At 70.7% G+C, this 25738-nt stretch carries 27 protein-coding genes; 10 read left to right on the top strand and 17 right to left on the bottom strand.

Annotated elements, in window-relative coordinates; genetic code table 11:
• Positions 1–12: 12 nt before the first annotated feature.
• The 3 genes from D1409_RS09925 to D1409_RS09935 all read right to left on the bottom strand — a co-directional run bounded on the left by D1409_RS09925 (position 13) and on the right by D1409_RS09935 (position 5612).
• Positions 13–2352, bottom strand: a complete 2340-nt coding sequence (locus tag D1409_RS09925) for a glycoside hydrolase family 15 protein (protein ID WP_123536596.1) — start codon at positions 2350–2352, stop codon at positions 13–15.
• Between the two features lie 83 nt (positions 2353–2435).
• Positions 2436–3986, bottom strand: a complete 1551-nt coding sequence (locus D1409_RS09930) for a PGF-CTERM sorting domain-containing protein (protein ID WP_123536598.1) — start codon at positions 3984–3986, stop codon at positions 2436–2438.
• A gap of 93 nt (positions 3987–4079) precedes the next feature.
• Positions 4080–5612 carry a hypothetical protein gene (locus D1409_RS09935; RefSeq protein ID WP_123536600.1) on the bottom strand — a complete coding sequence of 511 codons (1533 nt, stop codon included), beginning with the start codon at positions 5610–5612 and terminating at the stop codon, positions 4080–4082.
• A gap of 141 nt (positions 5613–5753) precedes the next feature.
• On the opposite strand from D1409_RS09935, the gene D1409_RS25825 reads away from it, so the two are divergent.
• Positions 5754–5840 (top strand): hypothetical protein, encoded by an 87-nt coding sequence (locus D1409_RS25825; RefSeq protein ID WP_449404902.1) that lies wholly within the window; start codon positions 5754–5756, stop codon positions 5838–5840.
• A 29-nt stretch (positions 5841–5869) separates the two neighbouring features.
• Here D1409_RS25825 and D1409_RS09940 read toward each other — a convergent pair whose 3' ends face one another.
• Complete coding sequence (locus D1409_RS09940; RefSeq protein WP_123536602.1) at positions 5870–7402, bottom strand: PGF-CTERM sorting domain-containing protein; 1533 nt, start codon at positions 7400–7402, stop codon at positions 5870–5872.
• 195 nt (positions 7403–7597) lie between these two features.
• On the opposite strand from D1409_RS09940, the gene D1409_RS09945 reads away from it, so the two are divergent.
• Entirely contained in the window at positions 7598–8383 is a 786-nt protein-coding gene (locus tag D1409_RS09945) for a DUF7089 family protein (protein WP_123536604.1), read from the top strand.
• 286 nt (positions 8384–8669) lie between these two features.
• Here the strand turns inward: D1409_RS09945 and D1409_RS09950 are convergent, their stop codons facing one another.
• The 4 genes from D1409_RS09950 to D1409_RS09965 form a co-directional block, all read right to left on the bottom strand.
• Positions 8670–9734 carry an aldo/keto reductase gene (locus D1409_RS09950; protein ID WP_123536606.1) on the bottom strand — a complete coding sequence of 355 codons (1065 nt, stop codon included), beginning with the start codon at positions 9732–9734 and terminating at the stop codon, positions 8670–8672.
• Between the two features lie 78 nt (positions 9735–9812).
• On the bottom strand, positions 9813–10070 hold the full coding sequence (locus D1409_RS09955; RefSeq protein ID WP_123536608.1) for a hypothetical protein: 258 nt from the start codon (positions 10068–10070) through the stop codon (positions 9813–9815).
• A 140-nt stretch (positions 10071–10210) separates the two neighbouring features.
• Entirely contained in the window at positions 10211–12562 is a 2352-nt protein-coding gene (locus tag D1409_RS09960; RefSeq protein WP_123536610.1) for a CocE/NonD family hydrolase, read from the bottom strand.
• Between the two features lie 116 nt (positions 12563–12678).
• Positions 12679–13764 carry a CPBP family intramembrane glutamic endopeptidase gene (locus D1409_RS09965; protein WP_123536612.1) on the bottom strand — a complete coding sequence of 362 codons (1086 nt, stop codon included), beginning with the start codon at positions 13762–13764 and terminating at the stop codon, positions 12679–12681.
• Positions 13765–13894: 130 nt separating this feature from the next.
• On the opposite strand from D1409_RS09965, the gene D1409_RS09970 reads away from it, so the two are divergent.
• A complete protein-coding gene (locus D1409_RS09970; RefSeq protein ID WP_123536614.1) occupies positions 13895–14806 on the top strand; it encodes an acyltransferase in 912 nt (303 codons plus the stop codon).
• A gap of 12 nt (positions 14807–14818) precedes the next feature.
• Here D1409_RS09970 and D1409_RS09975 read toward each other — a convergent pair whose 3' ends face one another.
• Positions 14819–15661, bottom strand: coding sequence for a DUF4097 family beta strand repeat-containing protein (locus D1409_RS09975; protein WP_123536616.1), 843 nt, complete (start codon positions 15659–15661; stop codon positions 14819–14821).
• A 191-nt stretch (positions 15662–15852) separates the two neighbouring features.
• On the opposite strand from D1409_RS09975, the gene D1409_RS09980 reads away from it, so the two are divergent.
• From D1409_RS09980 to D1409_RS10005, 7 genes are all read left to right on the top strand, one after another.
• Positions 15853–16146, top strand: a complete 294-nt coding sequence (locus D1409_RS09980; protein ID WP_123536618.1) for a DUF7577 domain-containing protein — start codon at positions 15853–15855, stop codon at positions 16144–16146.
• 84 nt (positions 16147–16230) lie between these two features.
• A complete protein-coding gene (locus D1409_RS09985) occupies positions 16231–16521 on the top strand; it encodes a DUF7577 domain-containing protein (protein WP_123536620.1) in 291 nt (96 codons plus the stop codon).
• 86 nt (positions 16522–16607) lie between these two features.
• On the top strand, positions 16608–17294 hold the full coding sequence (locus D1409_RS09990; protein ID WP_123536622.1) for an RAD55 family ATPase: 687 nt from the start codon (positions 16608–16610) through the stop codon (positions 17292–17294).
• A gap of 2 nt (positions 17295–17296) precedes the next feature.
• Positions 17297–17704 (top strand): hypothetical protein, encoded by a 408-nt coding sequence (locus tag D1409_RS09995; protein ID WP_123536624.1) that lies wholly within the window; start codon positions 17297–17299, stop codon positions 17702–17704.
• A 77-nt stretch (positions 17705–17781) separates the two neighbouring features.
• Positions 17782–18594: a PHP domain-containing protein gene (locus tag D1409_RS10000; RefSeq protein ID WP_123536626.1), complete on the top strand. Its 813-nt coding sequence runs from the start codon at positions 17782–17784 to the stop codon at positions 18592–18594.
• 108 nt (positions 18595–18702) lie between these two features.
• A complete protein-coding gene (locus D1409_RS24455; RefSeq protein ID WP_006882760.1) occupies positions 18703–18867 on the top strand; it encodes a DUF6757 family protein in 165 nt (54 codons plus the stop codon).
• A 111-nt stretch (positions 18868–18978) separates the two neighbouring features.
• Complete coding sequence (locus tag D1409_RS10005; RefSeq protein WP_123536628.1) at positions 18979–19446, top strand: cupin domain-containing protein; 468 nt, start codon at positions 18979–18981, stop codon at positions 19444–19446.
• 61 nt (positions 19447–19507) lie between these two features.
• Here D1409_RS10005 and D1409_RS10010 read toward each other — a convergent pair whose 3' ends face one another.
• The 8 genes from D1409_RS10010 to D1409_RS10045 all read right to left on the bottom strand — a co-directional run bounded on the left by D1409_RS10010 (position 19508) and on the right by D1409_RS10045 (position 25524).
• The gene (locus D1409_RS10010; RefSeq protein WP_123536630.1) at positions 19508–20515 is read right to left on the bottom strand and encodes a phosphotransferase enzyme family protein; all 1008 of its coding nucleotides are present in this window, start codon (positions 20513–20515) and stop codon (positions 19508–19510) included.
• A gap of 147 nt (positions 20516–20662) precedes the next feature.
• On the bottom strand, positions 20663–21187 hold the full coding sequence (locus D1409_RS10015) for a hypothetical protein (protein ID WP_123536632.1): 525 nt from the start codon (positions 21185–21187) through the stop codon (positions 20663–20665).
• Between the two features lie 159 nt (positions 21188–21346).
• The gene (locus D1409_RS10020) at positions 21347–22510 is read right to left on the bottom strand and encodes an acyl-CoA dehydrogenase family protein (protein ID WP_123536634.1); all 1164 of its coding nucleotides are present in this window, start codon (positions 22508–22510) and stop codon (positions 21347–21349) included.
• An 82-nt stretch (positions 22511–22592) separates the two neighbouring features.
• Entirely contained in the window at positions 22593–22883 is a 291-nt protein-coding gene (locus D1409_RS10025) for a chorismate mutase (RefSeq protein WP_123536636.1), read from the bottom strand.
• Positions 22884–22981: 98 nt separating this feature from the next.
• Positions 22982–23722 (bottom strand): type 1 glutamine amidotransferase, encoded by a 741-nt coding sequence (locus D1409_RS10030; RefSeq protein ID WP_123536638.1) that lies wholly within the window; start codon positions 23720–23722, stop codon positions 22982–22984.
• A 50-nt stretch (positions 23723–23772) separates the two neighbouring features.
• Positions 23773–24303, bottom strand: a complete 531-nt coding sequence (locus tag D1409_RS25720) for a DUF2085 domain-containing protein (protein ID WP_123537087.1) — start codon at positions 24301–24303, stop codon at positions 23773–23775.
• A complete protein-coding gene (locus D1409_RS10040; protein ID WP_123536640.1) occupies positions 24290–24649 on the bottom strand; it encodes a TM2 domain-containing protein in 360 nt (119 codons plus the stop codon). The genes D1409_RS25720 and D1409_RS10040 overlap by 14 nt, the downstream gene beginning before the upstream one ends.
• A 68-nt stretch (positions 24650–24717) precedes the next feature.
• Positions 24718–25524, bottom strand: coding sequence for an alpha/beta fold hydrolase (locus D1409_RS10045; RefSeq protein WP_123536642.1), 807 nt, complete (start codon positions 25522–25524; stop codon positions 24718–24720).
• Between the last annotated feature and the right edge of the window lie 214 nt (positions 25525–25738).

The following is a 25738-nucleotide window of genomic DNA, read 5'->3' on the forward strand; positions in this document are numbered from 1 at the left end:
CCGTCCCGGGCCCTACGACACGTCGGCGGCGATCCCCTCTCGGACGTGCAGCGCGTGGGCGAACGCGGCGTTGGCCCAGGCGAGCGCGGCGAAGTTGTGGTCGCCCGAGCGGTCGACCTCCTCGGCGAGGGTGCCGCCGGGGAGGCGCTCGGTCTGGAGCGCGGCGAGCACGCGGTCGCCCTCGGACTCGCGACCGGCGGCGTACAGCGCGGCGGCGTAGGTGAACTCCCGCGGGAGCCAGTACGCCGCGCCGTCGCGATGGATCTCCGCGAAGCCGTCGAGCAGCGGCTCCGTGTAGCCGTAGTCGGCCGCCCAGCCCGTCGGATGGACCGCCGCCGAGAACGCGACGTTTCCGTCGCGTTCCGCGCCCCTGATGGTCAGTTGCGTGGCGAACCGGTCGCGGTCCGCGAAGAAGGTGCGCTCGACGGCGTCGCCGACGCGGGCCGCCGCGCGGCGGTAGCGCTCGCCGTCGGCCCCGACCCGGTCGGCGAGCGCCGCGCCGTCGAGCAGTCCGCGATAGGCGAACGCGTTGGTCCAGAGGCTCTGGCGCGCGTGGGTCGGCATCTCGGCGAAGTCCGGCGTCGCCCGGAGGAGGCCGTTGTCCGCGATGGCGTCGACCGTGTAGTCGAGCGCGTCGGCGACCGCCGGCCAGGCCGCCCGCACCAGCGCGTCGTCGTCGGTCACGTCGTCGACGGCACGGACCGCGTGGACGTAGATCGGCTGCTGGTCGTTCTCCCGGGGGATGACTCCCGCGGGCGCGCCGTCGCTCGTGTAACACTGCTCGAACCCGCCGTCGGCGCCCTGGACCGACGGGAGGAACCGTCCGAGGTACGCCACCGCCGGGCCGGGGACGCCCGCCTCGGCGAGCGCGACCGCGACGAACGCGCCGTCGCGCGGCCACGACGGGTAGTACGTCGGCTGGAAGTTCGGCGCCGCCGAGAGACTCCCCGAAACGGGGTCGAACAGCTTCGTCACGCCCGCGACGGAGCGCTCGTACTGGTCGGCGAAGCGCTCCGGCACCTGCTCCACGGGCACGTCCGCGAGCCACGTCGCCCACCCCTCCGAGACCTCCCCGTCACTTGCCCTGCGTCCGCCCGCGGACAGCACCCCGTCGTTCCCGGCCGATCCGACGGTCCCAGCCGGATCGGCGGGATCGGTCGGTTCGGTCGTCTCGGCCGCTCCGGTGCCCGCGTCGGCCGCTCCGGTACTCGCGTCGGCCGCACCGGTGCCCGCGTCGGCCGCACCGTCGGTGCGAACCCGCGTCTCCGGTCCGTGCTCGCGTCCGTCGACGTCGGTCCCCACCGAACGCCGGGTACCGGCCGATCGGTCCGTGGCGGTCTCGTCCTCGTTCGCTCCGTCACCGCTCGCTGCACCGCCCCACCCGGTTCGGACGGTGACGGTCGTCTCCGCGCCGGGTTCGAGGGGTGCGTCGAACGAGAGGACGCCGCCGACGTGGCGCCCAGTCCGCACGCGCCGCGCGTCGGCCAGCGCGTCGTCGAGCGGGCCGGTGACGACGCCGGTCCCGGCGACGGAGTCGGCGGCGGAGAGTTCGAGCCGGCGGTCGCTCCGCCGGTCGCGCCACTCGACGCCGCGGTCGCCGGCGACCACGCGGTTCGGGCTGGTGATGCCCGGCACGTACTGCTGGTTGTCGTTGGCGTTCGCCTGCATGTAGTACAGGACCCGGGCGATGCGGCGGTCGCTCACGTTGCGAACCGTGAGTTCGCGGACGACCGTCTCGGAGCCCGGCGGGACGAACACCCGCTCGGTGGCCGCGACCGGCCCCGCCTGCCGAGGCTCGTAAGTCAGCGAGAGCTCCCCTGCGGCGGGCCCGGACGCCATCTCGTGGTCGAACGACGACTCCCAGAGCCAGGTCACCCCGTCGTCGCGGGGTCCGCAGTCGCTCCCCGTACCCCCTGCTGGCGAACGCTGGACGCCGAAGAAGGCGCCCTCGCGGGGCCGCGCGCCGTCGAGGACCGTCCCGCCGGTCTCGTAGTAGGGCAACTGCTGGGTGTACCCCGTGTGGGGACAGAACAGCGTGCTCATCCGACCGCGTTCGGTGAACCCCGCGAGAACGCCGTCGACCGGCGTCGAGACGTATCCGGCGACCGGACAGTGGCGCTGGAAGGCGTTCATGTCGTCGGGCGCGAACACGAAGTTCCGCACCGTTCGGGGCAGTTCGCGTGACACGAGGTCGCGGTTGTAGTACCAGTCCGCCGCCGACGGGCGCGTCAGTATCGAGAGCGCGTTCGGCAACATCCGGAGATTGCGATAGTCGAGCCGACCGAGAAACTCGACCGCCGTCGCCAGCCGCGCCGGCAGCGATGTGTCGTCCGCCGTGTCGCGCGGAAGCATTCGCTACGCTCGCTTGTGGCTTGGTACCTTTGAACATGTTGTCCGGGTGGCGGAGCGGGGACGAGAACGGGGGGACCGCGCGGCTACTCCGCGTCGTCGCTCTCGGTGGAGTCCCCGCGGCGGAGGAGTGCACCGCCGCCGAGTGCCGCCAGCGCCGTGCCGACCCCGAACCCGGCACCGTCGTCGGAGGTGGTCTCTGCCGCGTCGTCCGCCTCCGTCGGCTCGTCGGTCGCCATCTCGGTCGGTTCGGGCGTCGGGGAGTCCGTCGGCTCCGGCGTCGCCGTCGGTTCCGGCGTCGGCGACGGCGTGGGGGAGGGGGAGTCCGTCGGCTCCGGCGTCGCCGTCGGCGTCGCCGCCGCCTCGCCGCCGAGTTTGACGAGCCACGCCTCGCCGGGCGTATCGGCGGTGTCGTCGTCGGTCTGTGCCTGCCCCGCGATCGCGATCCCGCCGTCGCTCGTCGTGACCACGTCCTGGAACTGGTTGGTCTGTTTGCGCGCTGCCGTCTCCGTCCAGCCGAGTTCGGCGTTCGCGTCCATGGCACCGAGCCAGGCGCGCGTCCCGTCGGCGCTCTGGTCCGTGAGCATCCCCGTCGCGTAGGCGGTGCCGTCGCCGGCCGTGACGCTCGACAGCCTGAGCCGCTTTTCCTCAGCGTCCGGGCCGACAGTCCGCGTCGTCCGAACCGACCCGTCCGCGTCCGCGGCGACGACCCACGCCGAACTGTCGACGAGCCCGCCCGTCACCCCGACGAGGAGGTAGCCGTCCTCGGTCGACGCGTGGTCGACGACCCGGTTCGCCTGGTTCGTCTGACCGTCGTTCGTCTCGACGAGTTCCGTCTGCCACGTGACCGACCCCTCCTCGTCGAATCGGAAGAGGACGCTCTTCACCGGCGGTCGCTCGTCCTCGTTCTCGGGCGGCTGCCGCATGACCCCGCTGGCGACGTAGCCGTCGCCGTCGGCCGTGAGCGTCTGAACGAGCGCGAGGCGGTCCTCGAGGAAGTAGTGGCGCCACTGTTCCGTGCCCTCGGTGTCGACCTTGAGGGCGAGCGCGGTCGCCGCGTCCGCGCTCGTGGTGTCCGAGTCCCGCGCGACGTAGCCGGCGACGAGGTAGCCGTCGTCGACCGCCTGGAGGGCCAGGCCGAGAAGCTGCGTGGACTCGCCCTCGATCGATGGCTCGTACGCCTGGCTCCAGGTCTCTTCGCCGTCGGTCGAGACCTGCCGGAGGCGGGACCGGTCTCCCTGGCTCGGAGTCTCCAGCAGGACGAACCCGTCGTCGGCCGGAGCGACCGCCTGTGTCGAAAACGGCTCTTCACCGCCCTCGAAGACGTGGCTCCACTGCCCCTCGCCGGTGGTGGCGTCCACCGAGAACAGCCAGTCGGCACCGGACCCGTACTGCGACTCCTGTGCGCCGCCGAGGACGACCAGGCTCCCGTCGTTGGTCTCGAGGATCGACCGTGCGCTGTTGTACGAGCGCGGTCCGTACGCCCGATTCCAGCGGACCGCGGGCGGGTCGAGCGCGCGACTGGAGGGCTGTTCGACTCCGTCCGTCCCGGCCGCTCCGGCGACGGACGCCGCGCCGACCGTGGCCGCGAGCCCGGCCGACGCGAGGAGGCGGCGTCGCGTCATATCGCGTTCCATACACACCGCGATTCAAACAGGTAACAGATAAGTGACGCTATCTCGGTCGACAGCACACGGCGCCGGATCGAGTGACCGCGGTGGCGTCCGGCGTTACTCCTCGTCCGTATCGGCCGCGTCCGAGAGGCCGCGCCGCAGGAGCGCGCCGCCGCCGAGCGCCGCCAGCGCACTGGCGGCGCCGAACCCGGGGCCGTCGCCGGCCGTCGTCTCCGCCTCGTCCGTCGGCGTCGCCGTTCCGGTACCCATCGCCGTTCCGGCGGGCGTCGGCGACGGTGTCGGTGACGGCGTCTCCGACGGGGTCGGCGAGGGAGTCGGAGAGGGGGTCGGCGTCTCGGTGGCCGTCTCGGACGGCGTGGCCGTCGGCGTCCCCGTCGGCACCGGGTCACCGCCGAACTTGACGACGAGCGCGTCGGCCGTCGTCCGGTCGCCCTCGACGTTGACGGTCCCGAACGCGGCGAGCCCGCCGTCCGACGCTTCGAGCGCGGTGAGGACCTGACTCCCGTTGCCGTACCGCTCGGTGGCCGACCACTGTTCGGTCAGGTCCGTGTCGATACCGGCGAGCCAGACGTTCGGGGGGTCTGTCGTCCCTTCCTGACCGATGCCCGCGAGGGCGTACCCGTCCTCGAACGGCAGGAGGCGCTGGATCTGGGCGACGTCCATCCCCGACGGCCGGGTCAGCAGCTGTCCCTGTCGTCCACCGCTCTCGTCGGTCGACACCACCCAGCCCTGCTGGCCGCCGAGGAGGTCCCGGCCGGTGTTCCCGGCCGCGAGATACCCCGAGCCGGCGACGTGGACGTCGTAGAAGAAGTTCACCTGGTGGTCGGTCCCGTCGGTCGTCTCGCGATAGGTCTCCGACCACTGCTGGGCGCCCTCGCCGTCGACCGCCGACAGCCAGCCGACGAACGGCGGCTGCTGGTCCTCCTCGGTCGGTTCGTCGCGAACCGCGCCGCCGAGGAGGAAGCCACCGTCCCCGGTCTCCGCGACGCTCGCCACGTAGTTGGTGTAGCGCGGGGCGTACGTCTTGTTCCACTGGACCTCGCCGGAGCCGTCGACCACGAACAGCCACGCCGAGATGTCGAGAGTCTCTCCGCCGCGGGCGATCGCGGCGCCGAAATACCGGTCGTCACCGACGGGAACCAGCGAGACGAGGTTCCCACCGTCGCGCGGCGACTCGACGGTCTCGCGCCACTGCACCGCCTGATCCGGGCCCAGCCTGACGAGGATCGCCTCCTGGTCCTGGGCCCCCTGCCCCCGGTACCCGCCGAGGAGGAAGCCGCCGTCTCCGGTCTCGACGACCGTGTTGAACCCGCTCGACTCGTCGGTATCGATCGTCTGTTGCCACCGGCGACCGCCCCGCTCGTCGATCGAGAACACCCACGGGGCGACGGCGTTCGAGTCGCCGGACTGACCGGCGGCCACGTAGTTCCCTTCGTCCGTCTGGAGCGCGTCGTGGACGGAATCGGCCGTCGCACGGTCGTACGTCTCGGCCCAGCGGATCGGCGGCGGGTCCGCGACCGATCCGTCGACGGCTCCGCCGGAGGCCCCTGCCACCTGCGTGAAGAGTCCGCCTGCGAACAGGGCGCCACCAGATGCCAGCAGACTGCGTCGCGAAAGGTCCTCTGTCATGTGCCCGTCAGTTGCGGCGGCCGATAGATAAACGGCGCTGTTCGGCGACCGTCAGCGCGCCCGCTGTCGCTCCACGAGTGGACGTCGCTGCCGTCGTCGGAGAACGGGGGCTTTAGGTCGCTGGCCGCTGAATCGCCGGGCATGAGTTACGCGACGAAGTTCACGCTCGGGACCATCGGCATCGCCGCTGCACTGGCAATCGCGCTCGTTCTCGTCTTCCTCTCGTAGCGCGACGACCGGAGACGGCGGGGGCGACGTCACTCCCCGTCGTTCGACCTCCCGGTCAGCAGCGCGCCACCGCCCAGCGCCGCTAGCGCCGCACCGACCCCGAACCCGGGGCCGTCGCCCGTGGTCGTGTTCTGGTTCGACTCCGGCGCGGATTCGTCGGTTTCGCCCGTCTTCGACGCCGGAGCGCGTGTGTTCGCGTCCGTGGCTGTCGGGGTTCGCGTGGCCGTAGCGGTCGGCGTGAGAGTGGCGGTCGGCGTCCGTGACGGTGTGGTCGTCGCCGTCGGCGTCGGCGTGGCCGTCTCGACGGGGTCGCCGCCGAGTTTCGCGACGAACGGGTCGGCCCACCCGTCGTCGCTGTCGTGGTTGCCCGTGAGCGCGACGCCGCCGTCGCTCGTCGCCACCGCGTCGTGGACGACGGTCGGACGCCCGAGCGGGTCCAGCGCGTCCCAGTTCGTCGAGAGCGACGCGTCGACGCTCCGGATCCAGGAGACTTCCACGTCGCCGTCTGCGGTCGTCGGTCCACTCCCGACGAGCAGGTGGCCGTCGTCGGACGGGACGGCCGCGACGAACTCTCCGTCCCCGTTGGACCCCGGCTGGGCGAGCGTGCTGTACAGCCGACCGCCGGCGGAGTCGGTCGAGATCGCCCACGCCCGCCCCGAATCGTCGGCGTCGGTCGAGACGTACCCGGCGAACAGGTACCCGTCGTCCGTCTCGACCGCGTCGGCCAGGTAGTGATACTCGCTCTCCTCGCCCGCCGAGCGCTGTGCGTATCGCCGCGACCACTGCCGGTCGCCGTCGGGACCGACCTTCGCGACCCACCCGTCCTGTCTGTCGATATCCCACTGTTCTCCTCGCCGCGCACCGCCGTAGACGAGGAACCCCTCGTCGTCGGTCTGCTCGACGCCGATCCCGTACGTCGCGAAGAACTCGTCCAGCGTTCGCTCCCACCGGACCGACCCGTCGGCGCCGACGGCCACCAGCCACGTGTTCGGGTTGTCGATGTCGGTCGAATGGCCGACGAAGACGGCGCCACCGCTCGCGTCCGGTGTGAGATCCGTCACGCGGAAGTAGTCGAACGGCGGTTCGTAGGTCCGCCGCCACGCCGCCTCCCCGTCGCCGCCCGCCCGGACGAGCGTCGGCAGTCTGGTCGCGTCCTCGGCGTCGGGTTCCGCGGTGTATCTCCCGAGGAACACGCGGTCGCCGTCCCCGATCGGCGCGGACCCCTGTGTCAGGAACCGGCCGTCGACGTCGAGCGTCAGGTCGGACCGCGCCGATCCGTCGACCGCGTCGACCGACACCGACCAGGGGTCCGCCGTGTCGTACTCGTCCCCGCTGAACCCGCCGACCGCGAGTCGTCCGCCGCTCGCTCGTATCCCCGTCGGTCTGGTGAGGTCGTCGCCGTCGTTCGCGACCGCCTCGTGCCACCGGACGGGCGGCACGTCGTCCCGTCCACCGTCGCGCTTCGCCGCCGCCGCGGTCGTCCCGTATTTCGTCGCGATACCCCCCGACAGCGCGGCGCCCGCCGACAGCAGGACGCCCCGCCGCGATACGTCGTCGACCATATCCGGGCTTGGCCTCGTATTCTGTTATAAACCTTCGCGCGAACGGGTCGGTAGCGGGCGGTAGCGACCGTCCGGGACCGGTGGGGTTTACTCCGAACGGCCCCTTCCGTCGGACATGACCACCCCGTCGAACGGCGACTCCATCGACCGGGACCCGACCGCGACCGTGTCCCACGCGCGCGGCGGATCCGACTGATGTTCAGCGAACGTGAGCTGTCGGCCGACCTCGCGGCCGTCCGCGACGAGCACGCCCCCGGCGCGCTCGTGCTCGACTGCGCCCACGACTTCGAGACGGTGCCCGCCGCCCAGGCCGAGGAGCTGGCGCTGGTCACCGACTCGCTCGACCCGCGGTCGTACCCGACCGAGTGGCTCCCCGCCGACGCGCCCGAAATCCTGTATCAGTACGCGAGCGACGAGTTGACCGTCGGCGCACCGGGCGACGGCGGCGTCGCGTGGACGCACCAGACCGACCCGCCGGTCGTCCTCGTCAAACCTCGTCTGGCGGGGTCGCCCGACGCCTTCGTCGACTTCCTCGTCGCCGAGGCGCTCGTCCAGGCCGGACTCGACCTGCCGGAGCACTTCCTCGGTTTCTTCGGCGAGCGCTATCCCGACCTCGTCGCAGCGACCGAGGACCGCCTGGACCCCACCGACACCTACCAGGTCGCGGCCGCGCTCTACGACGCGTATCTCGGCCTGCACACCCGCGACGTCTTCGCCGACTGGGCCGACGACTACCCCGCGCTCTTCGACGCCTGGGTCGACGCCGGCGACCGCCTCGAACCCAGACTGGTCGATCTCTCGACCGAACTCGCCCGCGGCGAGACCGGCTTCGGGAACGCGGCGGAGCTGGCCTGCGCCGCGATCAAACACCGGACCGAACCGCCGACCCCCTTCGGCGCGCTCGACACCGAAGCCTACCGCGAGTACGGCGCCGACTACGCCGTCGAGTGGGCCCGGAAGACCTTCGACCGGCTGGACTGAGCGGGCGCGCCTCGCCACTCCGTCACACACCCCCATTTCCCGTGGAGTCGACTGGACGGTCCCGCGCTGGAGAAACCCCACGACTGCGGCCGTGTGACGAGCGTCTGACGGGGCGCAGTGAAAGTACAGTTTTCGTCACAGAATCGCAGTACGTGGGTGCGGCTCGAGTGGAAACGGAGGGGTAATCGCGAGAGTGGGGAGTAGCGGCGGTTTGAGTCGAAACGAGGGGGTTCGGTAGCTGGTGTCGAAAGAGAGGTTCGCGCGGTCGCGGGGGCGAGCCTCAGTGTCAGTCGTCGGCGGACTGCTTGCCGGTGCCCCGGAGGTCCTCGCCGCCGACCGACGAGCGCAGGGCGTCCATGCCGTCGTCGCGGTCGACGCCGAAGTTGTCGCGGTAGAGCTCCTCGACGCGCTCGAACTCCTCGTCGGAGAGGGCGGGCGTGTCGGGCGCGGCGGCCCAGTCGTCGATGTCCTCGGTCGTGCGGAAGGTCGGGGTGACCGACGCCACCTCGTCGTGGGCGAGGAGCCACTGGAGCGACGCCTGAGCCATCGTGCGCGTCCCCTCGGCGTGGTCGGGGGCTTCGAGGAACCGCAGCGCGTCGACCTTCTCCCAGCCCGTCTCGTACCACTCCTGGGGCCGGTGCGAGCGGTGGTCGCCCTCGCCGAGTTCCGTGTCGGGCGTGACCTGCTCGTTCAGGAGCCCCGAGGAGTGCGGCACGCGCGGGATGACGCTCGTCTCCGCGTCGAGTTCTCGGATCTGGTCGATGGTGTGGCGACCGGGGGTCTGCTCGAAGACGTTGAACACGAGCTGGACGGCGTCGAAGCCCTCCTCGACCGCCTTCGTCGCCTCGGCGAGCCAGCCGATGGAGGGGCCGAGCGCCCAGCCGACGGAGTCGACGCGACCGGACTCCTGGAGCCGGTCGAGCGTTTCCAGCACGTCCTCGTCCACCTCGTCGACGTTGGCGTTGTGGAGCATCAGGTGGTCGACGTACTCCATGTCGAGCCTGTCGAGCGACCGGTCGAGCGCCGTCTGGACCCACTCGGGGTCGAGCCGTTTGGGGAGTTCGCCGTGGCCGGCCTGCGGGTTGTTGTAGAAGTCGTAGCCGACCTTCGTGGAGACGGTGACCTCGTCGCGGTACTCGCCGAGCGCGTCGCCGACGAGTTCCTCGCTGTCGCCGTGCCCGTACACGTCGCCCGTGTCGAAGTAGGTGATACCCCGGTCGACCGCGTGGTGAAGCATGTCGATGGCCTGCTCGCGTGAGCGGTCGCCCCACCAGTCGGTGCCGACGACCCACGCGCCGAAGCCGATCTCGCTGACCTCGACGCCCGAGGAACCGAGTTCGCGCTGGTTCATGCGCGTCGATTAGGAGGCGGCGCACTTAGCCGCCGCGGTTGCCGAACGCCCCGGGTGCCGACGGAGGGAGCCGCAGAATCAGTCGCTCGCGGACCGGGGCGTCGCCGTTCGCGGCGCGTCGCCCAGTCGGTAGTACGTCGTGCCCGCGCTGTCCACGTCCACGGCTTCGACGCGCCCCTCCGATTCGAGGCGTTCCAGGTGGGGCTCCAGCGCGTCGTACGTGATCGTCACGTCGGCGGTGTAGGCGAGCTGACGGCGGATCGCGGTGGTGTCCGCGCTGGACCGGTCGCCCAGGAAGTCGAGGATCTCGCGCTGGATCGCGTACAGGTGGGTCATTACCGGAGAGGTGGCCGTACAGACATATAAACGGCTGCTGAGTCGGGTCCGAGTAAAGAGTTGGACAGCGGGGCACGCGAGCGCTCGCCGGAGAAGCACTCGCCGCGGGAGCTACCCCGGACGACGGTCCCGCTCGACAGTCATTCCTCGCCGGTGAGTCGCCGCTTCAGTGCGTAGCCGACGCCGCCGAACGCGGCCAGCGCGCCGCCGACACCGAACCCGGGTCCGTCGCCGCTCGTCCCCGTCTCCGCGTCCTGCTGGCCGGTCGACCCGTCCCCGTCGGGAGTCTGCTCGGCCGTCTGAGCGAGTTGGTCAGCGGTCCCGGCGGGTCGGCCCGTTGCAGTCGACGAATCCCACGGAGTGGGTGAGTCCGTCGGAGTCGGCGAATCCGTCGGAGTCGGCGAATCCGTCGCCCGGTCGGTTCCGTCCTGCCCGTCGTTCGAGGAGTCCGTCGGCGTCGGTTCGTCGGTCTCCGTCTCGCCGCTGCCGTCCTCGTCTTCCTCGCCCTCGCCATCGTCCCGGAATGCGTCGGTGAGTGCCGACTCGCCGCCGGCGATCGGGAGCGCGACGGAGCTCTCCGACAGCGAGACCGTCATCTCCCTGTTCCCCGGCGGGTGGAGGGTGAACGCCCGGTCGCTCGCGAAGACCACCACGCCGATGCGGGACCCGGACTCGAAGACGTGGTCGGTCGCCTGGAGCGGGAACTCGACCTCGACCCGTTCGCCCTCGTCCAGCGGACTCGACTCGCGGAGCGACTCCCGGTACGCGAGCGGCGTGTCGTGCTCGCCGTAGGACGGTCGGTTCAGCGGGTCGGCCCAGCCGCGGGTCACGATCTCGGCCCCGTCGTCGGTGTACTCCACGAGCGCGGCGCTCACGACCGTCGGCTCCGCGAACGACAGCGTGAGCGAGGGAACGACCCGCCCGCTGACGTGGACCGACTCGGAGAGCGTCGGCGTCTCGTAGCGGAGGCGGTTGTCGGACTCCTCTGCCGCGACGAGGTCCGAGGCGGGGATCGACGGGTCGTCGGCGAGCGACTCCGTGGTCTCGTCGGGCTCGTCGACCGTCACACCGCCGGCGCTCGCGCCGCCGGACGTGAATCGGAGCGTCGTCTCCTCGGTGTCGGGCACCGGCCACGACTCGTAGGTCTCCAGCGACCCCCGGGCCGGCGACCGGCCGCCGCGCACGACGGTCACCGGGTCCTCGTCCATGACGTCGGTGTCCTCTCCCTTGAGCCAGTGTGCCCACCAGCGGTCGAGCGTGTCCACGTACGCCTCGCCGCCGGGCGACGTGTGCCCCCCTTCGTGGAGCCAGAGCTTGCGGTCCACGTCGTGCTCGCCGAGCGTCTCGTACCAGTCCGCGACGTTGTTCGGCTTGACGATGGGGTCGTCGACGGCGTGGGTCATCAGCACCGCGCAGTCGACGGAATCGGCGTCGGTGAGGAAGGTGCGCTCGTGCCAGAAGTCGTTGTAGTCGCCGGTCTCGCGGTCCTGGCCGTCCTCGGCGATTTCCGTCCAGTGGTCGCAGTCGTCTCGTCTGGCGTTGCTGGCCTGTATCCACGTGCCCAGATCGGTCATCCCCTCGGTCTCGTCCGCGACGACGGAGATCGGCGTGCCGTTCGCGCGGAACAGCGAGTACTGGCCGACGTTGGCGGCCTGTGGCACGATCGCTTCGAGCCCGTCGACGCCCGTGGTCGCGACGCCGTTGGCGAGTTCGCCCAGCGCGGACGTGCCGATCATCCCCGTCGTTCCGTCGGTCCAGTCGGCATCGACCGTCTCGCCGCCCTCCCGGGCGTCGTAGGCCGTCGCGCGACCGTTGAACCAGTCGATCACTGCCCGGAGCGCCTCGATCGTCTCGGGCCCCGCGGCGGTGTAACAGCCCGTCGACTCGTGAGTCCCGAGCGACGAGACGTGCGCGACCGCGTACCCCCGGGGCACGTACCGTCGTTCGAGATGGCCCGGTGCGGACAGCGACTCTCGCGGCGAGTGGGTCGGGCCCGGACCCGAACGCGAACCCGGACCCGTGGCGGCGTGGCCGCCCTCGGCGTCGAGGGCGGCGGCCGCGTCGTCGGAGTCGTCCCCCGCGCTCGCAGCGGGTGCGATCGCCCGGTCGTAGTACATCTCCTCGGTCGCGTCGCTGTGGGTCTGTTCGCCGTAGTAGGGGCTCGCGGTCGCGATGACGGGGACCGCTTCGTCGTCCTCGGTCGAGTCCGGCCGGGTCACCCTGACGAGGATCCGGTCGGAGACGCCGTCGTCGTCCGTGTCGACGTCCGTCTCGACCCACGCTTCGTCGCGGACCACCTCGACGCCGTCGTACTCCGACGGAGCGTCGCTGGTGTCTCCGCCCTCCAGCGGCGCCGCGGCCGTGCAACCGGTCAGCGCGCCCCCGGCGAGCGCCGTCGCGGTCGCCGACGCGAGCAGTCGCCGTCTGGAGAGGCCTGTCCGCGCCGGTCCGTCGGAACCGTCGTCGGCTCCCCCGCCGTGCTGATTCGACATACGTCGGCGTACAGATCGGGAAAGTAACACCCTTTCGGAATGTCAAACGAGTCTGTACGTAACGAACGTCCCTCCGGGATCGGGCTATCGCGGGTCAGCGAGCGCCGAGACCGCCGTCACTCGATCGACGGCTCGTCGGCGCGGTCCGCGTCGGCCGGCGCCTCGCCATCGGGAGCGTCGCGCTCGTCCGCTGTCGCCGACTGTCGGAGCGTCGGCCGGGCGACGGCCGTCCGCCACCGGAGCGCGCCCTCGCGCCAGCGGACCCAGCCGACGAGTGCGCCGAACCCGACGACGAGCGCCACCAGCGCGAGGAGGCCGCCCTCGGGACCGAAGGCGCCGCCGGTCAGCGCGCGCGGCCCGGACTGCTCGACGGCGACGACGGTCACGGGCGTCGTGAAGCCGCTGACGGGGAACCCGAAGACGGAAGCGATTGAGAAGTTCCAGGTGACGTGCAGGCCGATGGCGATCGCGATGCGCCCGGTGAGGAGGTAGGTTGCCGCGAACAGCACGCCGAACAGCGCGATGTTGGCGAGCGCGAGCGCCGTCACGTTCGGGTTCAGGCCGTGGCCGACGCCGAAGGCCAGACTGGACACGACCGTCGCGCCGGCGAACGCGCCCCCTCGCCCGATCCCCCGCCAGCCGAACAGCCCCTCGGCGACGTTCGTCAGGACGTAGCCGCGAAAGAGGAGTTCCTCGAAGACGCCGACGCCGACGAAGTAGGCGAGCGTCAGCGCGAGCGCCAGCGCCAGCGGGACGCCGGGAGCGATCCCGAGCGAGGCCTCCGAGCGGGCGACGAGCGTCCCGGTCACCCGCAGGAAGCCGGCGGCGAGTTCGACCGCGAACACGAGCGCGGGGAGCGCGACGCCGAGCGCCAGCCCGAAAGTCAGGTCGGCCCACCAGGCTCGCGAGCGGCCCAGTCCGAGGTCGACGAGGCGTCGGCGGTCGACCAGCCACGCCGCGGCCAGGAGACCGCCCACGAACCCGGCGAGCTGGAGGAGGCGCGCGACGACGGTGGCGACCGCGACCAGCGCGGGCCCGGCCGTCTCGGGGAAGAGCGCGACCAGTCCCGACGCGCCCATCACGCCGGCGACGCCGCCGACGACCAGTACGACCAGCGCGAGTCCGAGGCGCCAGGGCGCACGGGGCCGGCGCTCGTCGTCGTTCCAGAGGAGGCCACGGAGCGTCCGCTCGGGTCTCGCCATCGACGGGACGTCGGCGCAGGCGGGGATAAATCACCCGACGCCGAGAGCCGACCGGGGCGGTTACATCCATGTCACCCCGTGACGGGCCGGTAAGGAAACCCCTATTGTCGGCGGGACCGATCCACGCGGTATGACAAAGCGCCACGTCTCGCTCCCGCCCGGGGGCGAGGAAGGCATCCACGCGTTCATCGAGGAAGTCGACGAGCGCCTCTCGGGCGAGGAAGACACCTGCGACGTGGTCGAAGACGTGCTCGTCGACCTGTTCGGCGACCGCGAGGCCTACGAGCGCTGGCAGTCCGGCGGCGACGTGACCCCCGCCGAGCGCGTCCGCCTCCAGGGGTACGACCCCTGCAACGTCACCCTCGAGAGCGAGTACTACGCCGAGGTCGAGGCCATGGACGACGGGGAGTTCGAGCACACGAAGTACCTCCAGTGGCTCTGGCGGCAGTTCGATGCGACGCCGATGGCCGACAACGTCGAGTTCGCGCTCCGGTTCCGTCGCATGCTCGCCGACCACCTCTTCGCCGAGTGCGGGGAGAACTGCCGGTTCTTCAAGGGCATCTCCTTCACCTACGGCCACAACATCTCCGTCGGGGACAACGTCGTCATCCACGACGACGTCCACCTCGACGACCGCGGCATGCTGACCATCGGCGACCGCGTCTCTATCTCCGACGACGCCCACCTCTACAGCCACGACCACGACGTCAACGACCAGACCGCCGTCGACAACTACCACACCATCGTCGAGGACGACGTCCGCGTCACCTACGACTCGATGGTCCGCGCCGGGGTTCGGCTCGGCGAGAACAGCGTCCTCGCGGCCAAGTCCATCGCCAGCGCGGACGTGCCCGCCCACCACATCGCCGCCGGCACGCCCGCCAAATCGATCGCCGTGAAGGACGGCTGGGAGCCCGTCGCCGACCCGCTCGAAGACGCCAACGTCGACCGCCGCGAGTCGCGACAGCTGGACTACGAACTCCCCGAGACACTGAACGTCTTCGACGAGTTCGGCCGCGACCGGCAGCCGCCGGGTCACTGACCGGGCCGGGCCTCAGAGGCCCAGCAGCGTCACGTCGCCGTTCGTCGACCGGAGTTCGAGTTCGTACTCCGGGTCGTCGTCCTCGCCACCGCCGAGCCGTCCCTCGATCCGCCGACTCCCCGACCTCGTGGTCTCGATAGCGACGCCGGACACCTCGGCGTCACCGTTGCTCGTCCGCAGACTGACGCTGGCGTCCAGATCGCTGGGAGCGGCGACCGTCACGTCGCCGTTGGTGGATTCGCAGGTCACGTCCTGTCGAACGGCGGGGGCGTCGACCGTCACGTCGCCGTTGGTCGTGCGGGCGCCGTCGAGTCCCCCGACGTCGCTCGCGGACACGTCGCCGTTGGTCGATTCGACGGTGACGAAGCCGTCGACGCCGTCCACGTCGACGTCACCGTTCGAAGTGCGGTAGGTGCCGTCGCCGGAGACGTCGTCGGCGGACACCTCGCCGTTGCTGGAGGTCACCTGGGTGACGGCCAGTCCCTCGGGGACCGAGAGGTCGAGGCTCACCGAGACCGTCGCGCCCCGGTCGGGACGGTCCGGCGCGATGATCAGGGTGCCGTCTTCGACGCGGCCCTCGACGGTCACGTCGTCGAGGGCGTCCTCCCCCGAGACGGACCGCTTCTCGACGGTCGCCGAGACGGTGTCGCCGTCGCCGGGCGAGAGCGTCACGTCGCCGTCCTCGGTCTCGACGGCGAGGTCCTCGGCGTCGCCGGGGTCGAACTCCTGCTCGACGGTCTCCGTGTACGGCTCCGTCGAGATGATACAGCCTGCGAGGCCGACCCCGCCGACGAGGGCGGCGCTCGTTCGGAGGTAGCGTCGTCGGGTCGCACGCGTGGCGTCCGGGGAGGGCATTAGGTCGGAGTGACACGATCGGTCCGCAAAAACGTGGCGGTGACAGCGCGTATCTCCGCTTCGCTCGCTCCGTCCCACCGGCCCGGAAGTCGGTGACCGCAGCCGGATTCGAGCGGAGCGCTTCCCGCCCGCACGCTCCCGTTCGGCCGCGCAGCCAAACACCCAAGTGCCGTGACAACGTATACCACAACATGGAGCCCTGGGGCTGGATCATCGTCTACCTCGTCGGGTTCACCCTCTTCCAGCTGTTGCTGGTCCGGTACTTCTCGGACGACCGGACGCTGGGGGGCGTCTCGCTGGAGTCGAACGAGGCCTCGCCGCCCCAGTCCGGCGACCCGGGTCGGTCCGTGCGGGAGAGTCACCTGGTCGCGAGCGACGACGCGGACGAGGAGGTCGACGGCGTCCGCTGTCCCCAGTGTGGCGCCGCCAACGCGGACGAACAGAACTTCACGTACTGCCGGAAGTGCCTCGCGCAGCTCCGGTGACGCCGCTCCCCGGGCGCGTACGCGACTATCACAGCCGATACTCGAGCCCGAAGGTTCAAGGAGCGAGCGGCGCGGAAGCCGACTATGTACGGCTGGGCGTTCGCCGCCGCCGGACTCGTCGTGGTCCTGCTGGGTGAGTTCCTGCTGTTCCGGTACGTCGGTCCCGACCGGATGCCGACGCTCGAGGCTCGCGGAGCGGTCGAGTCGGACGACCACGCCGAGACGCGACCAAACGGAACGGCGCCGTCGGTCGATGGGACCGGCGCCGCCGGAGCCGAAACTGACGCCGTCGTCGCTTGCCGACACTGCGGGACGGCCAACGCCGAGGCGGCCGCCGTCGTGTTCTGCCGGTCGTGTCTCGGCCGACTGCGCTGACCGCCACGGGCGGGGCGCCGTTTTATCGTTATCAGCGGTGAAAAATAGGGGGTAAAGGTCTATACCCGGAACGGGCATTGCTCTGTATGCGCGTCTCAAGCGGCGTTCCTGGGTTCGACGAGTTGGTCCAGGGCGGCCTCCTGAAAGACAGACTCTACGTGGTGAGTGGTCCGCCGGGCAGCGGGAAGACGACGTTCTCGTCGCAGTTCATCACACAGGGTGCGAAAGCGGGAGAGAACTGCCTCTACGTGACGATGCACGAGACCAAGGAGGAACTGGCACAGGACATGTCGGGCTACGAGTTCGGCTTCGACCAGGTGATGGCCTCGGGCAAGGTGCAGTTCCTCAACCTGATGACCGACGGCGGCAAGCGGACGATCACCCAGTTCGGGACGGAGGGCGGGCTCACGAACCGGATCGTCGCCTTCCTCGAACAGCAGGACATCGACCGGGCGGTCATCGACTCGACGATGCTCCTCCAGCACTTCTTCAACGACGTCTCCGACGAGATAACGGGCTTTCTCTCCGCGCTGAAACAGACGGGGACGACCGTCGTCCTCATCTCGGAGATGACCGACCCCTCCTCGTACGCCGACGAGCACTACCTCGCTCACGGCGTGATCTTCTTCCACAACTACCTCGAGAAGGGCGGGATGACCCGCGGCGTGCAGGTTATCAAGATGCGCGGGACCGCGATCGACTGTGACATCCGGGCTATCGAGTTCTCGAACAACGGGTTGCGCGTGCTGCCGGACAAGAAAGTCGAGGCGTGACCATGGGGCTGTACGAACAGGAGTACGACACGTCGTGGGGTGCCCTCGACAGGGACGAAGCGACCGAACGCGCCTACGCGCTGGGTGTCGCCGAGCGACTCGGCGAGTACAACCGCGAGGAGTTCGAGGCCGTCCACGACGAGATGGACACGGCCTACGCCAAGAGCATGGTCGAGCTGGCCTTCCGCGAAGGGAAGAACGAGGCCCGCGACGCCGTCCCCGACGGCGCCGACGACGACCAGGTCTGGCGCGAGCTCGTCGAGGGGGAGACCGTCGTCGTCGACGAGGACGACCTCCCGACGGGCGGCCGCGACGGGCTCCCCGAGGCCGTCGACAAGTTCGAGGGCATCGAGAAACCCAACCCCGACGAGATAGACGCGACCGACCGGCCGGACTTTCTCGACAGGTAACCGCGCCCGTGGACCGGTCCGATCGGTTCGATGCGCCGGACCGCAACCGGCTTGGCCGCGGGGCGTCACACCTCCGTATGGTCGCCGCGGATCTCCACGTCCATACGACGAACTCCGACGGAACCTTCCGTCTCCCGGAAGTCGCGCCGGCGGCGCGGGCCGCGGGGCTCGACGCCGTCGCGATCACCGACCACGACCGTGTCCACCCCGACCTCGACGCGCCGGTCGTCACCCGTGACGACGTCACGCTGATCCACGGGATCGAACTCCGCGTCGACGCCGGCGATCAGCGAGTCGACCTCCTGGGCTACGGCGTCCGCCCGACCGAGACGCTCGAGGCGGAGATCGACCGCCTCCAGCGCGACCGCGTCGAACGCGGGCGGGCGATCGTCGACTGCCTCGAGTCCCGACTGGGCGTCTCGCTCCCGGTGGACCCCGAACCGGGTCTGGGTCGCCCCGACATCGCCCGCGCGGTCGTCGCGAGCGACGCCGACTACGACGAGATCGGCACCGTCTTCGACGACCTCATCGGCGACGGGGACCCCTGCTACGTCGCCCGCGACATCCCGTCGTTCGACCGCGGTCGCGAACTGCTGGCCGAGGCGTGCGCCGTCGTCGGCCTCGCCCATCCCCTCCGCTACCCAGACCCGGACGCGGCGCTCGAACTGGCGCCGCGACTCGACGCGCTCGAAGTCGCCTACCCGTACGGCGCCCGCGGCCACACCGGCTCGAACGGCCGCCTCGGCCCCGAGGCGGTTCGGACCGTGGCCGAACGCCACGACCTGATCGTCACCGGCGGGAGCGACGCCCACGACCGGTCGCTCGGCGAAGCCGGGCTCACGACCGCCGAGTACGAGCGGGTCGTCGCCGAACTCGACGGCAGTCGGTAGGCGACGGTATCGATTTCGTACCCTCGTAGGCATTCGATCTGCTTCGTCCGTCAGACGCTCGTCGGCCGCGGTCGCAGGGTTCAATGCCCCCCGGGTGCAAGGACGGGTATGCAGTGTCATTACTGCGACCGCGAAGCGGAGATCGCGGTCGAGAAAGACGGCGTCAAAGTCGGGGTGTGCAAGACCCACTTCCGCGAGCAGATGGAGGAGATCGCGGACTCCGACTGGCTCGACGGTATCGAGGAGGACCTCGATATCGACCGCGCCGAGTAACTCGCCCACCCGTCCGTCCCCGAGCCCCGCCCCCACCCGCCCGGTCTCGCGCTCGCGCTCGCCCTCCAGGTCCCCGCGAGACTTTACTGACTCGCCCGCGTATCCGACCGTATGAAACGCGTCGACCGCGAGGACCCCGAGCGGCGGATGGGGCCGGCCGCGGACAAGCGCGCGCTCGCCGCCGCCCTCGACACGGAGGAACTGGCGCTCAACTACTACGAACTCGAACCCGGCGATAGCTTCGGCTTCGGCTACCACCGCCACCCCGAACAGGAGGAGGTGTTCTACGTGATCGAGGGCACGGCGACCTTCGAGACCGAGGAGGGCGACGTGGCGGTCTCGGCCGGCGAGGCCGTCCGCTTCGCGCCCGGCGAGTGGCAACTGGGTCGCAACGCCGGCGAGGACCGGGTCGTCGCGCTCGCGATTGGCGCGCCCAGGGACGCCCCGGGCACCGAGATGCTCCGGGAGTATCCCGACTGCGGCGGCCGCACGGAGAACACCGTCGAGATGGCCGACGACCGCGACGCGCTCCTCACCCGGTGTCTCGACTGCGGTTCCGAGACCGGTCGCTTCACCTGATCGGCGGGCGCGTCGGACGGTGTCTGTTTCGACGGGTGGCCGGCGTCCCCGATCCGGGAAACTACCGCCGTCGGCTTCGGACCGCGTCGGCGAGTTCGCCGGCGACGGCCGCGATCCCGCGGGCTCGGGGGCGCTCGTCGGGTCCGATCCCCCCGTTCTGCACGTCGAGCGCCAGCAGGTAGGTGACGAGAATTACTGCCCACCAGCCCTCGCGCCGTCGTTCGACGCCCAGCGGGAGCGAGCGCACCGATTCGTACCCCGCCCGGAACGCCGAGAGCGTCGGCCGCGGGTCGAGGTCGCTGGTGTGGAAACAGGGGATCGCCGTCCGCCAGTAGTCGTACTCGGCGGGCGCGACCAGTGCGTGCTCGAAGTCGACGAGCGCCGCGAGTTCGAGCGGGGCGTCGCTGCGGACAGTGTCGCCCGACCCCGACCGCTCGAACGCCACGTGCTCGGGGAGGACGTTCCCGTGACAGAGCACGGGCGTCCCCGCGCCGTCGAACAGGTCGGGTCGGTCGTCGAGCAGGGCCAGCACCTCGTCGGCGGGGCCCGCCCACCCGATGTCGACCAGATAGTCACGGATCGCCGAGACGACCGCGCGGGCGAGTGCGTGCCAGTCCCGGTGAGTCTCGACCGCCAGTCGGTCGTCCGGGTCGCCCGCCGAGCCCGGCCCCCACGGCGTTCCGAGGCGGGGGACGCCCGGTCGGGGGAACTGGCCCGCCGTCGCGTCGTGGAGCCGTGCCAGTCCGGCCCCGAGCGCGCGGGCGTCTTCGGGGTCGTCGCGGTCGACCGTCGTCTCCTCGCCCGCGAGCGCGTCCAGCCACGTCGCGACGAACGCGTCCTCGTCGGCGGCGAGCACCGTGGGGACCGGTAGGTCCGTGTGGCGGTCGACGTGGTCCATCGCGACCGCCTCGCGCCCCACGTCGGCGGTCTCCCCGCGTGCGACCTTGCAGACGGCCCGTCGGCCGTCGACGCGCACCTCGTAGACGGCGTGGGGCGGGACGTCGTGTAGCTGTGCACGGATCTCGTGGCGCTCGAAAGCCTCGAGCGCGCTGTGTACGTCCTGTGGCATGCGTGTGGCCGCGTGACGGGCGGCGGCCGGCCGGAGCGGCGCGGCCGCTCCGGCCTCGAGAGAAGTCAGTCACGAATCGGACCGGCCCGGGCAAAAGCGTTGTGCCGCGAGAGCGGCCGTCGCGAACCGACGGACCGTCGGGGTCGCTCAGGCGTAGCGTTCCACGAGGTGATACAGGCCGAGTCCGGCGAGCGCGGGGCCCAGCGTCACGACGAGGACGAGCGTCATCCAGGCGACGCTGGCGGCGAGCCCGGAGAGTGCGGTCACGTCCGACCCGCCGAACCCGCCGGGGGAGACGAAGAGGACGAGGCTGATCACGAGCGCGACCGGCCAGCCCAGCGTCGCGTACTCCAGGGTCTCGTCGACGTTCAGCAGCGTCCATCGGTCGAGCAGCTGCTGGCCGATGAGGACCGGGAACACCGCGAGTACGAGCGTGGCCGCGAGGGCGACCACCGCGAAGACGAGAGCGGAGCCGAGCGAGACGAACAGCAGGAACGCTGTCGCGACGGAGGCGATGAGGCCGGCCGACCCCGCGGCGACCGTCCCGAGCGCCGTGCCGAACGAGTCGCGGCGCTGGGAGAGCGCCCACGCCAGCAGCGCGACGAGCGGCGACGCGAACACCAGCCCGAAGTAGACGAACACCGCCAGCGCCCCGACGAACCCGTTTGCCATCGCCGGGGTGTCGCGGTGTGCCCACATAAGTACCCGGGAGACGGACCCCGCGATTCCCGGCGGTAGGGCCCCGGAAGCGAGGCGAATCCGGTCAGTGACTCAGTCGAAGGCCGCGATGCCGCTCGCTGACCGACATCGCGCCGACTCGAACACGGTCGATCACTCGAAGGCCGCGATGCCGGTCAGGTCCTCCCCCAGGATCAGCGAATGGATGTCGTGGGTCCCCTCGTACGTGTACACTGTCTCCATGTTCGCGAGGTGGCGCATCGGCGAGTAGTCGGTCGTGATGCCGTTGCCGCCGAGCATCTCCCGGGCTATCGGCGCCACCTCGCGGCACATCGAGACGTTGTTGCGCTTGGCCATCGACACCTGCTGGGGCCGCAGGTCCCCGCGCTCCTTCAGGTCGGCCAGTCGGTACGCCAGGAGCTGGGCGGTCGTAATCTCCGTCGCCATCTCCGCGAGCTTCCCCTGCTGGAGCTGGAAGCGAGCGATGGGGCCGCCGAACTGCTCGCGGTCGGTCGCGTACTCGCGGGCCGTCTCGAAGCAGTCCCGCGCCGCACCGACAGCACCCCATGCGATGCCGTACCGGGCCTGCGTGAGACAGGAGAGCGGTCCTTTCATGCCCGACACGTCCGGCAGGACGCTCTCCTCTGGGACGAAACAGTCCGAGAGCGAAATCTCGCCGGTCACCGACGCGCGCATCGAGAGCTTCCCGTCGATGTGGTTCGTCTCGACCCCGTCGCGGTCGGTCTCGATCAGGAACCCCCGGACCGGGTTCCCGTCGACCGAGCGGTCCTTCGCCCACACGAGCGCCACGTCGGCGATGGGCGCGTTCGTGATCCACGTCTTGGAGCCCGTGAGTCGGTAGCCGTCCCCGTCGCGCTCGGCGCTGGTCTCCATCGCGCTCGGGTTCGACCCGTGGTCCGGTTCGGTGAGCCCGAAACAGCCGACCGCCGAGCCGTCGGCCAGGTCGGGGAGCCAGCGCTCGCGCTGGGCCGCGGAGCCGAAGGCGTGGATCGGGTACATCACCAGGGCCCCCTGCACCGAGGCCATCGACCGGACCCCCGAGTCGCCGGCCTCCAGTTCCTGCATCAGCAGGCCGTAGGCGCGCTCGCCGACGTTCGCCGTCGCCTCGTGGTCGAGATTCGGCGCGTAGAAGCCGAGTTCGCCCATCTCCGCGATCAGGTCCTCGGGGAACGTCCCGGCCTCGAAGTGGTCGCCGATGTCCGGTCGGACCTCCTCGTCGACGAACTCGCGAGCGGTGTCGCGGATGAGCCGCTCCTCCTCGCTCAGATCCGCCTCCAGATCCACGTAATCGAGCATACGGGATCATGGGCGGCGGTCGTGAAAAACGCTCGCTGGGTTCGGGCGGTCGAAAACGGACCCGATACCGAGTCCGCTCCGCTCAGGGGCCTGCTTCGTGCGCCTGTTCCCGGTCGAGCGCGATCTCGATCAGGAACGCCGCGAGCGATCGCCCGTCCGCGGGCTTCAGCCCCGCTCGCTCGAAGCGGTCCTCGAAGCCTGATTTCACGGTTTCCTCGCGCTCCTCGTCGACGAGGGCGGTCCCCTCGGCGGACTTGACGGCCGCGATCGCTTCGGCCGTCTCGATCCGCTCGGCGATCAGTTCGGCGATGCTGTCGTCGATCCGGTCGACGTCTCCCCGCAACTCCTCTAGCTCGGCAGTCGTGTCGGTCATCGGATCTGTCGCTGGTCGACGTGTCTGCTGTCTCCCTGAAAAACCTGTTCGAACGCGACGTATTCGTCGAGTCGCGTGAGCGTCCGAGGCGGGGAGCGTCAGTCGTCGGAGGTGACGGCGTCGCCGTCGGCCTCGCTCGCGGCCGCGGCCTCGACGCCGTTCACGTCGACCTCGCGCACGTAGGCGAGGAAGTTGTCGAACACCTGTTTGGCCTCGCAGGCGGCGTCGAAGTTCTCCGGCGTGATGCCGTCGAGGACCGACTGGATGCGCTCCTCGGGCAGGTCCTTGCCCTTCGTCACTTCCTCGGCGGTCCGCACGTCGTACTCGGGGTGGAACTGGACGCCGAAGACGCGGTCCTTGCGGAAGCCGTGGACGCCGTAGTCGTTGGCGGCGATGCGCTCGGCGCCCGGCGGGAGTTCGACGACGGCGTCCGAGTGGGTGGTGAAGACGGTGAACTCGTCGTCGACGCCGTCGAACAGGCGCGACTCGCCGGAGTGCTCGACGGTGCGGTAGCCGATCTCGTACTCGCCCATCGCGTCGACGGTGCCGCCGAGCACGTCGGCGAGTAGCTGGTGGCCGTAACACACGCCCAGGAAGGGGATCCCGCGGTCGATAGCAGTCCCGACCCACTCCTGGGTCGGGGCGATCCACTCCTCGTCCCAGTAGACGGAGGCGCGAGACCCGGTGACGACGCACCCGTCGAAGTCGTACGTCTCCGGGTAGTCGCCGCCCGGGAGGTGGAACTCCGTGAGGTCCGCGTCCAGTTCCCGGCGGAAGTTGCGCCGGTTGCCCTCCGGCTCGTGGGCGCCGTTCAGCAGGGCGATGCGTGGCCGTGTCATCGTCGTGATCGTTCGACTCGGCGAGTAAAAGCCTGTCTACCACGGCAGGACTACGAGCCGTGCGAACGGCCCTCACTTACGGGTTCGCCGTCGCTGTCGGCGGCCGCCTCGGCCGGACGGGACCGACGGAGCGCCGCGGCCGCGACGCCGCCGTAGCCCGCGGCGACGCCGATCAGCCACAGCGGCCGGTCGGTCAGGAACCACGGGACTGCGACGCCGTAGCCCAGTCCCAGCAGGACGCCGCTGCCGGTCCGAACGGCGTTCGATCCGCGCCGGTCGGTGAACGTCGTCGCCGCCCAGTCGACGAGGGCCGGCGCGGGACCGCAGACGACCAGCCACGGCCACGCCGCTGGTGCGGTGTCCGTGAGAACGAACGCGAGGCCCCCGAGGATACCCGGATAGATGCCGCTACAGCGGGCACAGAGGCGAACCGTCCGGTCGCTGACGGTGACGGTGTGACACCGGTAGTACTCGCGAGGTTCGTGATGGGAGAGGAGATACCGGCGGGTGGGCGCGAGGGCGGCGCGGAGCTCGCGAACGCGGGCGGTGCGGCCGGGGGTCGCGCGGTCAGTCCTCCAGATACTGTCGGCGAAACTCCTCGTCGCTCTTCGAGAGGTAGATCACGCCTTCGATTATCCCGATGATGCCCGGGATCCCCGTCCAGAAGAAACAGAGGTATATCACGCCGACCTTGTTCTCCCCGAGGTAGAACTTGTGCGCGCCGAAGCTCCCGAGGAGGATCGCGAGCAACGCGGTGACGAGTCGCTCGTCGCCGCCGGACCCCATGCCCGGCTGGCGGACGCCACACTCCGGGCAGATCTCCGCCTTCTCGTTGATGATCGACCCACACTCGGCGCAGTACTTCTCGCCGGGGGGCGCGGGATCGCCCGGCTGGTCGCCGTCGGTCACGGAGTCGTCCGATGACATATCACGATCGACGGCTGTCACGAGCGTAAAACTACCGGCGGGCGGTGTTCGGAGCGCCCGTCCGGCTCTCAGGCCGACTCCTCCAGCCAGCCCAGGAGCGCGTCGTTGACCGCCGTGCTCTCCTCGACGAAACAGAGGTGTCCGCCCTCGACGGCGACGAACTCGCCGCGAGGGAGGCCGTCGGCGAGATCACGGCCCGCGTCGGTCGGGACAACCACGTCGTCGACGCCGTGGTACACCCGCGTCGGCGTCGTGATCTCGAAGAGCGAATCGGTGCGGTCGAAGCCCGTCGTCGCGGCGACCTGCGCCTCGAAGCCAGCGCGGTCGGCGTCCTCCTCGCGCCGCCAGCCGACGATCTCGTTCACGACGTCCTCGTAGGCGTCGAGGTCGGCGGCGAACGCGTTCCGGAGCGATGCCCGGAGCGCCTCGGAGTCGTCGCGCGGCGCGAACAGGGAATCGAGCGCGTCGGCGTCGACGCGGTCGCCACTCGCGGCCGTCCCGAACAGCGACAGCGAGGCCGCGCGGCCGTAGCGGTGGGCGTGCTCCAGCGCGACCATCCCGCCGAGTCCCGCGCCGACGAGGTGGACGTCGCCGACGCCGTGGTCCGAGAGGACCGCTTCGAGGTCGCCCGCGAGCGACCGGACGGTGTAGGGACCGTCGGGCGCGTCGGACCGACCGGTCCCCCGCAGGTCCCAGGTCACGGTCTCGAACCCCTCGACGAGCGCGGCGTGTTGCCAGCCCCACACCCACGCACCGTAGCCCGCGGGATTGACGAACGCCACCGTGTCCGCCGCGCGGTCGACGTCTTCCGGCGGTCGCGGGTCCCCCTTCGCCTCGTAGTAGAGGTCGACGCCCCCGTTCGTGACGACTGTCATCGGTCGGTGTTGGCGCGGTCGTCGTAAGGGCGTCTCGGTTCAGTGCGGACTGGCGACGGCGAGGGCGAACGCGACGGAGAGAATGGAACGGAACAGTCACCAGCGCTACCGCGCGGCGTCGTCGGGGGCGCGAGTCGGGTCTTCCGCGCCGGCCCCGAACAGTTCCGGCGCGACGTCGAAGGCGGCTGTCGAGCGCCGCCGGTCGGTGGGTCGG

The organism is Halosimplex salinum (assembly GCF_003730195.1).
Taxonomy (GTDB): Archaea; Halobacteriota; Halobacteria; order Halobacteriales; family Haloarculaceae; genus Halosimplex; species Halosimplex salinum.

Bases quoted from the DNA above. Each gene is read 5' to 3' on its own strand.
- D1409_RS09925 (WP_123536596.1), bottom strand. From the start codon at position 2,352: ATGCTTCCGCGCGACACGGCGGACGACACATCGCTGCCGGCGCGGCTG.
- D1409_RS09930 (WP_123536598.1), bottom strand. From the start codon at position 3,986: ATGGAACGCGATATGACGCGACGCCGCCTCCTCGCGTCGGCCGGGCTC.
- D1409_RS09935 (WP_123536600.1), bottom strand. From the start codon at position 5,612: ATGACAGAGGACCTTTCGCGACGCAGTCTGCTGGCATCTGGTGGCGCC.
- D1409_RS25825 (WP_449404902.1), top strand. From the start codon at position 5,754: ATGAGTTACGCGACGAAGTTCACGCTCGGGACCATCGGCATCGCCGCT.
- D1409_RS09940 (WP_123536602.1), bottom strand. From the start codon at position 7,402: ATGGTCGACGACGTATCGCGGCGGGGCGTCCTGCTGTCGGCGGGCGCC.
- D1409_RS09945 (WP_123536604.1), top strand. From the start codon at position 7,598: ATGTTCAGCGAACGTGAGCTGTCGGCCGACCTCGCGGCCGTCCGCGAC.
- D1409_RS09950 (WP_123536606.1), bottom strand. From the start codon at position 9,734: ATGAACCAGCGCGAACTCGGTTCCTCGGGCGTCGAGGTCAGCGAGATC.
- D1409_RS09955 (WP_123536608.1), bottom strand. From the start codon at position 10,070: ATGACCCACCTGTACGCGATCCAGCGCGAGATCCTCGACTTCCTGGGC.
- D1409_RS09960 (WP_123536610.1), bottom strand. From the start codon at position 12,562: ATGTCGAATCAGCACGGCGGGGGAGCCGACGACGGTTCCGACGGACCG.
- D1409_RS09965 (WP_123536612.1), bottom strand. From the start codon at position 13,764: ATGGCGAGACCCGAGCGGACGCTCCGTGGCCTCCTCTGGAACGACGAC.
- D1409_RS09970 (WP_123536614.1), top strand. From the start codon at position 13,895: ATGACAAAGCGCCACGTCTCGCTCCCGCCCGGGGGCGAGGAAGGCATC.
- D1409_RS09975 (WP_123536616.1), bottom strand. From the start codon at position 15,661: ATGCCCTCCCCGGACGCCACGCGTGCGACCCGACGACGCTACCTCCGA.
- D1409_RS09980 (WP_123536618.1), top strand. From the start codon at position 15,853: ATGGAGCCCTGGGGCTGGATCATCGTCTACCTCGTCGGGTTCACCCTC.
- D1409_RS09985 (WP_123536620.1), top strand. From the start codon at position 16,231: ATGTACGGCTGGGCGTTCGCCGCCGCCGGACTCGTCGTGGTCCTGCTG.
- D1409_RS09990 (WP_123536622.1), top strand. From the start codon at position 16,608: ATGCGCGTCTCAAGCGGCGTTCCTGGGTTCGACGAGTTGGTCCAGGGC.
- D1409_RS09995 (WP_123536624.1), top strand. From the start codon at position 17,297: ATGGGGCTGTACGAACAGGAGTACGACACGTCGTGGGGTGCCCTCGAC.
- D1409_RS10000 (WP_123536626.1), top strand. From the start codon at position 17,782: ATGGTCGCCGCGGATCTCCACGTCCATACGACGAACTCCGACGGAACC.
- D1409_RS24455 (WP_006882760.1), top strand. From the start codon at position 18,703: ATGCAGTGTCATTACTGCGACCGCGAAGCGGAGATCGCGGTCGAGAAA.
- D1409_RS10005 (WP_123536628.1), top strand. From the start codon at position 18,979: ATGAAACGCGTCGACCGCGAGGACCCCGAGCGGCGGATGGGGCCGGCC.
- D1409_RS10010 (WP_123536630.1), bottom strand. From the start codon at position 20,515: ATGCCACAGGACGTACACAGCGCGCTCGAGGCTTTCGAGCGCCACGAG.
- D1409_RS10015 (WP_123536632.1), bottom strand. From the start codon at position 21,187: ATGGCAAACGGGTTCGTCGGGGCGCTGGCGGTGTTCGTCTACTTCGGG.
- D1409_RS10020 (WP_123536634.1), bottom strand. From the start codon at position 22,510: ATGCTCGATTACGTGGATCTGGAGGCGGATCTGAGCGAGGAGGAGCGG.
- D1409_RS10025 (WP_123536636.1), bottom strand. From the start codon at position 22,883: ATGACCGACACGACTGCCGAGCTAGAGGAGTTGCGGGGAGACGTCGAC.
- D1409_RS10030 (WP_123536638.1), bottom strand. From the start codon at position 23,722: ATGACACGGCCACGCATCGCCCTGCTGAACGGCGCCCACGAGCCGGAG.
- D1409_RS10040 (WP_123536640.1), bottom strand. From the start codon at position 24,649: ATGTCATCGGACGACTCCGTGACCGACGGCGACCAGCCGGGCGATCCC.
- D1409_RS10045 (WP_123536642.1), bottom strand. From the start codon at position 25,524: ATGACAGTCGTCACGAACGGGGGCGTCGACCTCTACTACGAGGCGAAG.